This window comes from uncultured Campylobacter sp. (assembly GCF_938045775.1).
GTDB lineage: Bacteria > Campylobacterota > Campylobacteria > Campylobacterales > Campylobacteraceae > Campylobacter_B.
In genome coordinates this window covers 1-9,408 of sequence record NZ_CALIBH010000155.1, presented here as the reverse complement: position 1 = coordinate 9,408, position 9,408 = coordinate 1, and the positions used below count along the sequence as shown (strand labels likewise).

Here is a 9,408-nt window from a genome sequence, read left to right as displayed (position 1 = left end):
GCAAGCTGCATATTTTGCGGCTTTCCTTGCATGTGCATCAGCACGTAAGCGGCGTCGTAGCGAAGCGCAAGCGGAGCGAGGGCGAGGTTTGCGCTGATATCGTTAATGATACTAAAGCCCCGATCTAGCGCAAATTCCAAACAATACTCATCGAAGCTATCGAGGCTGAATTTAGCCTTTTCGTGCAGACGCAGGCGATAAATTTCGCTCAGCACGTCCTTTATGCGCGCAAACTCCTCATCCCTGCCGCAGTACTGGCTGCCCGGGCGCGAGCTCACGCCGCCGATGTCGATAATGGCGGCGCCTTGCTCGATCATATTTTCGATCTTGCAGATCGCCTCTTTTAAGTTTGCCGCGCGGCTTGCGGGGTTGAAGCTATCGGAGTTGATATTGACGACGCCCATTATTTCGCAGCTTTGCGGCTTGGCAAATTTCTTGCCTAGAAATTTCGCGACCTCTTTTAGCCCAAAATCCTGCAGCGCTTCTTTTTGCGCTAAAGCTTCGATCTGGCGATCGTTTGCGATCAAAACTGCGTCCGTACCATCGCGCCCTAGGATCACTCCTTCGTTGCACGCAAGCTCGGCGCCGATACTAAGGGCATCCTGCTTTAAAATATTTGCCGCGGGCGCTCGCAAATTTTTTAGATAGAAAAAGTTTAGGCGCGATTTTTTCTGCATTATCGCCCGCCCCGCATTTCGTACGCCGATGCGCTCGCAAATCAGCGAAAAATCTGCTTCGTTTGAAATTTTATAAATTTTCATCTTTTCTCCTCGATCATCAACAGTAACGGAGTAAGCACGGCATGGGCTTTGGCGTTATGCTCGGCAAGATAACTCAAGCGGTCAATCCGCTGCAGCTCATCGCCGCTTAGCCTGACGCCCGCTTCGAAGCACTCTAGCGCGATCTCGCCGATGAGCGCTTTTAGCGCCGTTTTGTCCAGCTCGCCCTTGCGCTCCAGCGCGATCTGCGCGTCGATAAACTCCACCGCTTCCTTTAGGCTTAGCCTGGTTAAGTTTAGCCCGGTGCGGTATCTGGGCTTTCGCACGCAGAGGTTTTGTACGATCAGACGCGAGCGGATGGTGGGCAGCAGGGCGTTGATGAAAGGGGTGATCAGGAAAAACACCGTGTTTTTAGGCGGCTCCTCTAAAATTTTAAGCAGAGCGTTTTGCGCCTCCTCGCCGAATTTCGTAGCGGCGATGACGATGACCTTATCCTCGCGCTCGGCGACGTAGGCTTCGTCGATGATCTTTCGCGCCTCGTCGATCTTAAGCTCGACGCTTTCGAAAAACCTTAAATTTTTGCGTGGAATTTCGGCTAAAATTTTATCTTTAAAGCCCTCATAATCGTTTGTTAAAACGATCTGATTTATGATTTTCAAAGCACCACTTCGTCAAAAAGCACGGCGTCAATGCTTTTATCTAAAATTTTAAAAAGTTGGATCAGTTTGAGATCGAGGCTCGGATCGCTCTCGCTCATGTAAAAGCTGTTTTGCAGCCTCTCATCGATGAGCCACAGATAGCTGTCCTCGTGGCTTTTGGCGATTTTGGCTAGCGGATGGTTGCCGTTGCCGATGTAAAAATATATAAAGCCGTTGGCAAACGCGAGGCTTAGCATATCGTTTAGCAGCAGCGCGTCCTCCAGGCTATTTACGCCGCCGCGATAGAGCGAGCGCAGCGAAAAAAACGGTAGCAGCGGGCGTGAGTTGGTAGAGGAGTTGATCTTTTTGATAATGTATTCGCTAAACCAGCTTCGCTCATCGTCGCAGATGATGATGAAAGCAAAGCCGTCGTGGAGGAATTTTAGCTTTGATGCTAAAAGCGGCGTCCAGTCCTCCTTGCGATCCTCGAGCCACTCAAGTCCGGGCTCGGAGCGCATCGCCGTAACGCTCCAAGTGTGCAGATCCTGCATTATTTATCCAAATCGTAGGCTTTATGCAGCGCGCGCACGGCAAGCTCGCCGTATTTGGCCTCTACGATCATCGAAATTTTAATCTCGCTCGTGGAGATCATCTGGATGTTGATCCCTTCGTCCGCAAGCGTCTTAAACGCCTTGCTGGCTATGCCGCTGTGGCTTTTCATACCCACGCCTACCAAAGAAACCTTTACGATATCGGCGTCCGATTCGATGATGGAATTCGGATTTGGATTTACCTCTTTCATTACCCTATAGGCCGTCTCTAGCTCGTTTTGCGGCACGGTAAAGCCCAAATTCGTCTCGCCGTTTCGTCCGATATTTTGCACGATCATATCGACGTTGATCTCCTTGCTCGCAAGCGCGGAGAAAATTTCAGCCGCGACGCCGGGGCGATCCTCTACGTTTCTAATCGTAATTCTTGCTTGATTTTTATCCAGTGCAATGCCGCTAATTACCGCATCTTCCATCTTTTCTTCTCCTGTTATGAGTGTTCCTTCATGATCGTTAAAACTGCTTCGCGTCACCAAATTTACGTTTAATTTCTTCGCAAGCTCGACGCTTCGATTTTGCAAAACCTTCGCTCCCAAGCTCGCAAGCTCAAGCATCTCGTCGTAGCTGATGCGATCAAGCTTCTTGGCTTTGGGCTCAATGCGCGGATCGGTCGTATAAACGCCGTCCACGTCGGTGTAAATTTCGCACAGATCGGCATTCAGCGCTCCTGCGACGGCGACTGCGCTAAGATCGCTCCCGCCTCGCCCGAGCGTAGTTACTTCGCCTGCGGTGCTAATACCTTGAAAGCCCGCGACGACGACGATTTTGCCCTGCTTTAACGCCTCTTGCATGCTTTTTGGATCGATAGAGACGATGCGAGCTTTGGTGTGAAAATTATCCGTCACGATGCCCGCACCACGCCCGCTAAATGCGATCGCAGCATAGCCCTTGGCATTTAGCGCGATAGCCAAAAGTGCGCTCGTGACGCGCTCGCCCGAACTTAGCAACACGTCCATCTCTCTGCCTACGGGAGTTTTAGTAAAAAATTCCGCCTGCTCGATGAGCTGATTGGTAACGCCGCTCATCGCAGAGACGATTACCGCGACATCGTGTCCTTCGTTTTTAGTCTTTATCACGCGCTGCGCGACCGCCTCGATCCGCTCTAGCGTACCGACGCTCGTACCGCCGTATTTTTGAACGATCAGCATTAAATGTAACCCTCCTCCTTAAAATATTTTAAAACCGTCGCGTAAATCGGCTTTTTGAAGTGATTTACGTGCCTTAAAACCTCATTTGCGCCTACGAATTTAAATGCGTCGAACTCCGGAAGTTTAGTATTGATGTTTATATCGGCTAAGCTTCGCAATCGCACTAAAAAATATCTTTGAATTTGCCCGTCGTATGGGCGCATCTTTTGAGCTACCCCATCGGGAAAGTCGTAGCTAAGCCACTTCGGGCACTCAGCGATGATATCGACTTTGTTTGTTCCGATCTCCTCACCCAGCTCTCTGTGGATCGCCATCTTAGGCGTCTCACCATCGTCGATACCACCTTGAGGAAACTGCCAAGCGCCTTTGATGTCGCTTCGTTGCGCGATTAAAATTTCGCAATTAAACGGATACGAGGGCGAAAGTACGATTGCAGCGACATTTGGTCTGTAATTTTTCTCTTTTTCCATCTCGTTTTCTCACAAAAAATTTCTCAAAATTCTACCTAAAAATATTAAAATTTGCGTTAAGAGGCTTAAAATTTATATAAATTTTCAAATTAATTCGCTAAATTTTGCGACATAAATTTAGCCCATAGGACCGCCCTTGCACATCTACATCCACGTGCCGTTTTGCACCTCAAAATGCCCGTATTGCGCCTTTGGCTCCTTCAGCGATAAGTTTAGCCTCGCAAAAAGCTACTTTCGCGCGCTAGAGCTTGAAGTGCGCGACTTTTTGGCGAAAAATCCGCATGCGCAAATTTCGACGCTTTTTATCGGCGGAGGCACGCCAAGCGCCGTAGATGCGGGGCTTTATGATGAAATTTTTGCCCTGCTTGCGCCGCATTTTGCCGCCAAAGCCGAAATCAGCTCGGAAGCCAACCCAAACTCCGCTAGCCCCGCTTGGCTTAGGGCGATGCGAAAGCTCGGCGTAAACCGCATCAGCTTCGGCGCGCAAAGCTTCAACGACGCCAAGCTAAAGTTCCTCGGTCGCGCGCACAGTGCGGCGCAGATTTTCCTAGCGGTGCAAAATGCCAAAGCGGCGGGCTTTGATAATATAAATTTAGACCTAATCTATGCGAGCAAATTTGACGATAAAAGGAATTTAAAATTTGAAATGGCTGAGCTTGCGCGCTGCGAAGTGCCGCACCTAAGCGCCTATGCGCTAAGCCTTGAGGAAAATACGCCTTTTTTCGGGCGCGAAAGCTTTAAAAAGGAAAGCGCGGCTCTAGCTAAATTTCTCTTTGCCCTTGCGGCGGATAGCGGCTTTAGCCAGTATGAAATTTCAAATTTTGCCGCGCGCGGACTGCGCTGTAAGCACAATCTCGCCTACTGGCGCGGCGAGGACTATGCGGGATTTGGAGCGTTTGCGGTCGGAACTAGCGGGCAGGCGCGCCTTAGCTCGCCTAAAAATTTGCGAGATTACATCGCAGATCCGCTGCAAAAACAGCGTGAAGCTCTAAGCGCGCAGGATAAAAAGCTCGAGCGCATATTCCTTGGGTTGCGCTGTATTTTGGGCGTGGACGCGCAAATTTTAGACGCCGCGGAGCTAAGCAACGCGCGGCTGCTCGTGCAGGCAAAAAAGCTGAAATTCAGCGAGGCTAAATTTTATAATCCCAACTTTTTGCTCGCCGACGAGATCGCACTTTTTATCGCGCAAGAAAGCCGCAATGGGCGCTAAATTTAAGATTAATGAAATTTTAGTTACAATACGCCACTTTTTACGTTAGGAAATTTTATGTTTGGTATCAGTATGCCTGAAATTACGGTCATTTTAATCATCGCGATAATCGTGCTGGGGCCCGAAAAGCTTCCAAAAGTGTTGGTCGAGCTCGCTAAATACTTCAAAGTCATCAAAAAAACCATCAACGACGCAAAATCGAGCTTCGATCAGGAGCTTCGCATCGCCGAGCTCAAAGAGGACGCCAAAAAATATAAAGAGAGTATCACGCAAGCAAGTGAGGGCGTGCGCAAAAAGCTCACGTTCGAGGAGCTCGACGAGATAAAAGGCGGTATCGACTCGGTCAAAGAGACGCTAAATGCGGGTCTAAAAGACGCGGAAAGCTCGCTTAAAGAAACGCTTAACTCGGACGCCGCCAAAGATACGCTAAATTCTGCGGAAGTCTCGGCGCAAAAACAGAGCGAGACGGCAAATTTAAAAGCAAATTCGAGCGGCGAAAATTCCGCGCAAAGCTCTGCCCGCACCGCAAACTCTACGCAAGGCTCCGTCCTCGGCGCAATGAATTCCGGCGCTGAAAGTAAAAGCGCGAATTCTGGCGCTGTAAACAAAGGCGAAAATTCCATGCCGAGCACGGGCGGCAGTGCAGAAAATAGCGCGCAAAATACGAAAGCAAGCGGTGAAGCGAAAAACGGCGCACAAGATGCAAACGCAAATTTAAACGGCGATGCGCAAAATTCTACGCAAAATTACGCACAAAATAGCGATACGCAAAAATCATAATGAGAGAGAAATTTAATGTTTGAAGAGCTAAAACCCCATCTAGCCGAGCTTCGCAAGCGCCTGGTGATCTGCGTGCTGTCCGTCATCGTCCTTTTTATCGCGTGCTTCGGCTTTTGGGAGGATATTTTAGGCTTTATGACCCGCCCGCTAGTGCGCGTACTTCCCAAAGGCAGCGAGATCATCTTTACCCAGCTTGGCGAAACGTTTTTTACCGCGATGAAGGTGTCGTTTTTCACCTCGCTGCTTCTAGCGATGCCGATAATTTTCTGGCAGGCGTGGCTTTTCATAGCGCCCGGGCTTTACGACAACGAGAAAAAATATGTCATCCCCTTCGTTAGTGGCGCGAGCATTATGTTCTTTTTAGGCGCGGCGTTTTGCTATTTTTTCGTAATCCCCGTCGCGTTTAATTTCTTGGTAAATTTTGGCGCCAAGCAATTTACTGCGATGCCTACAATCGGCGAATATGTAGGCTTTTTCGCTAAGCTCGTCGTCGCATTTGGCATCAGCTTCGAGCTTCCAGTGGTGACCTTTTTTCTCGCCAAGATCGGGCTTGTGACGAACAAAAGCCTAAGCGATTTTTTCCGCTACGCAATCGTCATTATTTTCATCTTTGCAGCGGTGATGACGCCGCCGGACGTGCTTAGTCAGTTTATGCTCGCAACTCCGCTAATTGCGCTTTATCTGCTTTCGATCTTCATTGCCAAAATGATAAATCCGTATAAGCCTGAGGATGACGAAGGCGAAAATTCCACGGACGTAGCGCAGGCGTGAGATGGCGGATCTAAATTTAGTTGGCAGCTACGATTATGAGCTTCCTAGCGAGCTCATCGCAAGCGCGCCTGCGATGCCCAAACAAAGCGCACGCCTGCTGATCTATGACCGCGCCAAGCAGCAGATCACGCACGCGCACTTCGGCGATCTAGCGGACGCCCTGCCGCCCTGCGATATTATTTTTAACGACACGCGGGTGATTAAGGCGCGCCTATTCGGTCATAAAAACAGCGGCGGCAAGATCGAGCTTCTACTAAACTCGCCGCTTGCGGGCGATAAATTTAGCGCCTATATTCGCGGTAGCGTCAAAGTAGGCAGCGAATTAAAATTTCAAAGCGGTCTTGAAGCGCGCGTTTGCGAGCTGATGGAAGGCGGGCTTCGCATCGTGCAGTTTGAGCAGGGCGGTAAAGCTTTAAACACCCATGATGTTTTTGAAATTTGCGAACGTATCGGCCACGTGCCGCTGCCGCCGTATATCAAGCGCGCCGATACCAAGCAGGACGAGAGCTGGTATCAAAGTATCTTCGCGCGCGAGCAAGGCGCCGTCGCCGCACCAACCGCAAGCCTTCATTTTAACGATGCGATGCTAAACGATCTGCGTAAAAACCACGAAATTTATTTTATCACGCTACACGTAGGCGCGGGTACTTTCAAGCCCGTGGAAGTAGCGGATCTGCGCGATCATAAGATGCACGGCGAGCTCTACTCCATCCCGCCGCAGACCGCGCAAATTCTAAAAAGCGAGCGAAAAATTTTAGGCGTGGGTACGACCGTTACGAGAACGATCGAAAATTTTGCACGTAACGGGCAAAGCAGCGGAATCTGCGAGCTATTTTTACACCCGGGCAACCCGCCGATAAGACAGAATTTTTTGCTTACGAACTTTCACCTGCCAAAATCCACGCTGATAATGCTCGTAGCGAGCTTCATCGGTCTTGAGCGCACGCTTGAGCTCTACCGCATCGCAGTGGAGCAAAGATACCGCTTCTACTCCTATGGCGATGGGATGCTTGTGCTATGAAAGCCATGGTTTTAGGCGCACTAGCAATATTGGCTGCGACGGCAGGCTTTGCGGCAAGAAAACTTTTTGCTAAAAAGCACGCCGTAAGCGGCAAAATTTTCTCCGCTGCGCCTAAAGCCAAAGAAAGTAATTCCGTCGTGCCCAGACGTGAGGATATCGCGCAGATCGATATTTTAAAAATTTTAAAATTTCAAAGCGAAATTTTATTTGAGGAGTGCACGAAATACGATAGCACGCTCTATCTTAGCTTCCCACCGCAGCTGCCGCGTATCTACGGCGGCGAGGTGCTAAATCTCACTAGCGCGGTTTTTGACGCGTGCGAGTTTTTCCTACAAAATATTGCTGAACCGATCCGCGTAAGCGTGGAATTTAGTAGCAAGGAACTTAGAGCAAATATGAGCTCTATCAAGCTCGACGTGCGAGTAGGTATCGATCGCGAGCTAAAGGATCCGCGTACCTATGCGCTTAAAAGTGCACTAGAAAGCGCTGCTAGCACGGATGATGAGTATCTTACTTCGGCGCAGACCCATTTACGTGCACTCGGTTCGCATCCGAGTATTGGAGCCGACGGGCGCGGAACCTTTATCAAAATGGATGCGGTGCTTAGCTGCTTCGCACAGCAAAGTTTTAGCGCCAAAAAATACGACTACAACGTCATAATCACGCATAAAAACCGCGCGATCTTTGAGGAGCTAAGAGATTTTTTGAGCGGGCTTGGCTGCGACGTGATGCCAAACTCCAACTGGGAGAGCGCAAAGAGGCACCTAAACGACTTCATCTACGTAGCCGACGTCGTCATCCTCGACGCCGAGATCTTGCGCGCAAATATAAGCGAAATAAACTACCTCAACGCGCTGGAAAAAGACGGGGTATTTTTCATATTTTTGCTTAAAAACAAACACTCGCTCAAGGTGCTGGAGGGGCTAAGCTTTAAATTTTTCAAGCTCGAGATGCCATACTTCTACGACGAATTTTACGCCACGCTTGATCTCATCGAAAAGATCAAAAACGATGAGAATTTCTTGGGGCTGTAGCGAACGGGTAACGACAAATTTAAAACCTAAGAGATTGAAGTGCTATATTTTGACTTAGATTGGATCAAGGGCAATATAAAAGATAGTGAATATACCTTAAGGCAGCGGCGGTATGAGGCGTATTTGGAAGGGCTGCATAAAAATATGCATACGCTAGAAAGAATTTTTGCGGGCATAAACTTCAACGATGCGCTATTGCTACCCAAAAAGCAAATTAATGAAAAGTTGCATTTGAAATTTTACATCGGAGATTTGCAAAATGGATATTATGAACTAAAATGCGTTATGAGCTCGGATCAAAGATGCGACGCGGCGCCCGGCGAAATAATAACGAGCGAGATATTTTACGAAAATGGCAATTACCGCTTCTCTTTCATCCTCGCTTGCTTGAAGGAATACGCCGTTAACTTCTCCAGGATAGATAGCCTTAAATTTAACGCGATTTCGCAGAAAAAATACCACTTTGAGCATAAGAAATTTAAACTTTCATAGAAAACCGCGCGCCCAATCGGTCGCGCATAAAATTTTGCCCGTAAAGATCGCGCCCTTAAATTTATCCCTCTTGCAAGCCGCAAACAGCGCAAATTCCGTCGCGCCTTGCAGCCAAATTCGTTAAATTTTTACTCACAGATCGTACGTAGGCGGGCTTATTTTATCCGCTTACCTCAAAAACGATCAAGCTTTATTTTGAAAATTTACGCCCCAAGCGGACTTAAAAAATTTTACAAGCGGCATAATCTGTTTTGAAGCGCCCGATAAGACGTATATTAAGCGAGTAAATTTAAGAATTTAGTGCGGATGGCTTGGCTCGCGATTTAAATTTTATCTTTCGCCCTCTTTTTTAGCCTTGACTGCCTCATAAAGTTCGTCGATCGAGGTTGCGGACGAGCCCGAATATTTCTGCGCCGCTTGCATAGTTTTTTTGCCCCATTTACCGTCGATCGTCACGCCGTAGCCGCTAAACATCAAACTTCGCTGGATATAATAGACTTTATCTTGCTGCGTCATA

The 9,408-nt window shown here is 48.6% G+C and carries 11 protein-coding genes and 1 pseudogene; 6 read left to right on the top strand and 6 right to left on the bottom strand.

Going from position 1 to position 9,408, the window contains the following annotated elements:
• From Q0238_RS05820 to Q0238_RS05800, 5 genes are all read right to left on the bottom strand, one after another.
• A partial coding sequence (locus Q0238_RS05820; protein ID WP_297943865.1) for a dihydropteroate synthase occupies positions 1 to 761 on the bottom strand: 761 nt, incomplete at its 3' end.
• A complete protein-coding gene (locus Q0238_RS05815; protein WP_297943862.1) occupies positions 758 to 1,378 on the bottom strand; it encodes a DNA polymerase III subunit delta' in 621 nt (206 codons plus the stop codon). The genes Q0238_RS05815 and Q0238_RS05820, both read right to left, overlap by 4 nt.
• Positions 1,375 to 1,908 carry a HobA family DNA replication regulator gene (locus Q0238_RS05810; RefSeq protein ID WP_297943859.1) on the bottom strand — a complete coding sequence of 178 codons (534 nt, stop codon included), beginning with the start codon at positions 1,906 to 1,908 and terminating at the stop codon, positions 1,375 to 1,377. Before Q0238_RS05810 ends, Q0238_RS05815 begins: the two co-directional genes overlap by 4 nt.
• Positions 1,908 to 3,113, bottom strand: a complete 1,206-nt coding sequence (locus tag Q0238_RS05805) for an aspartate kinase (protein WP_297880342.1) — start codon at positions 3,111 to 3,113, stop codon at positions 1,908 to 1,910. Before Q0238_RS05805 ends, Q0238_RS05810 begins: the two co-directional genes overlap by 1 nt.
• On the bottom strand, positions 3,113 to 3,583 hold the full coding sequence (locus Q0238_RS05800) for an RNA pyrophosphohydrolase (protein WP_297943856.1): 471 nt from the start codon (positions 3,581 to 3,583) through the stop codon (positions 3,113 to 3,115). Before Q0238_RS05800 ends, Q0238_RS05805 begins: the two co-directional genes overlap by 1 nt.
• A gap of 136 nt (positions 3,584 to 3,719) precedes the next feature.
• Between Q0238_RS05800 and hemW the strand changes: the two genes are divergently transcribed.
• The 6 genes and pseudogenes from hemW to Q0238_RS05770 all read left to right on the top strand — a co-directional run bounded on the left by hemW (position 3,720) and on the right by Q0238_RS05770 (position 8,891).
• The gene (gene hemW / locus Q0238_RS05795; protein WP_297943854.1) at positions 3,720 to 4,793 is read left to right on the top strand and encodes a radical SAM family heme chaperone HemW; all 1,074 of its coding nucleotides are present in this window, start codon (positions 3,720 to 3,722) and stop codon (positions 4,791 to 4,793) included.
• A 57-nt stretch (positions 4,794 to 4,850) separates the two neighbouring features.
• A pseudogene (gene tatB, locus Q0238_RS05790) lies at positions 4,851 to 5,120 on the top strand (Sec-independent protein translocase protein TatB); the annotation flags it as partial.
• A 468-nt stretch (positions 5,121 to 5,588) separates the two neighbouring features.
• Complete coding sequence (tatC, locus tag Q0238_RS05785; protein WP_297943851.1) at positions 5,589 to 6,344, top strand: twin-arginine translocase subunit TatC; 756 nt, start codon at positions 5,589 to 5,591, stop codon at positions 6,342 to 6,344.
• Between the two features lies 1 nt (position 6,345).
• Entirely contained in the window at positions 6,346 to 7,365 is a 1,020-nt protein-coding gene (queA, locus tag Q0238_RS05780) for a tRNA preQ1(34) S-adenosylmethionine ribosyltransferase-isomerase QueA (protein ID WP_297943848.1), read from the top strand.
• Positions 7,362 to 8,399 (top strand): hypothetical protein, encoded by a 1,038-nt coding sequence (locus tag Q0238_RS05775; protein ID WP_297943847.1) that lies wholly within the window; start codon positions 7,362 to 7,364, stop codon positions 8,397 to 8,399. Before queA ends, Q0238_RS05775 begins: the two co-directional genes overlap by 4 nt.
• A 39-nt stretch (positions 8,400 to 8,438) precedes the next feature.
• A complete protein-coding gene (locus Q0238_RS05770; RefSeq protein ID WP_297943844.1) occupies positions 8,439 to 8,891 on the top strand; it encodes a hypothetical protein in 453 nt (150 codons plus the stop codon).
• 330 nt (positions 8,892 to 9,221) lie between these two features.
• Here the strand turns inward: Q0238_RS05770 and Q0238_RS05765 are convergent.
• On the bottom strand, positions 9,222 to 9,408 hold a 187-nt coding region (locus tag Q0238_RS05765; RefSeq protein WP_297943841.1), incomplete at its 5' end, for a hypothetical protein.

Excerpts from the sequence above, each read along its gene's own strand:
- Q0238_RS05810 (WP_297943859.1), bottom strand. The coding sequence starts at position 1,908 with ATGCAGGATCTGCACACTTGGAGCGTTACGGCGATGCGCTCCGAGCCC.
- Q0238_RS05800 (WP_297943856.1), bottom strand. The coding sequence starts at position 3,583 with ATGGAAAAAGAGAAAAATTACAGACCAAATGTCGCTGCAATCGTACTT.
- queA (WP_297943848.1), top strand. The coding sequence starts at position 6,346 with ATGGCGGATCTAAATTTAGTTGGCAGCTACGATTATGAGCTTCCTAGC.
- Q0238_RS05775 (WP_297943847.1), top strand. The coding sequence starts at position 7,362 with ATGAAAGCCATGGTTTTAGGCGCACTAGCAATATTGGCTGCGACGGCA.
- tatC (WP_297943851.1), top strand. The coding sequence starts at position 5,589 with ATGTTTGAAGAGCTAAAACCCCATCTAGCCGAGCTTCGCAAGCGCCTG.
- Q0238_RS05805 (WP_297880342.1), bottom strand. The coding sequence starts at position 3,113 with ATGCTGATCGTTCAAAAATACGGCGGTACGAGCGTCGGTACGCTAGAG.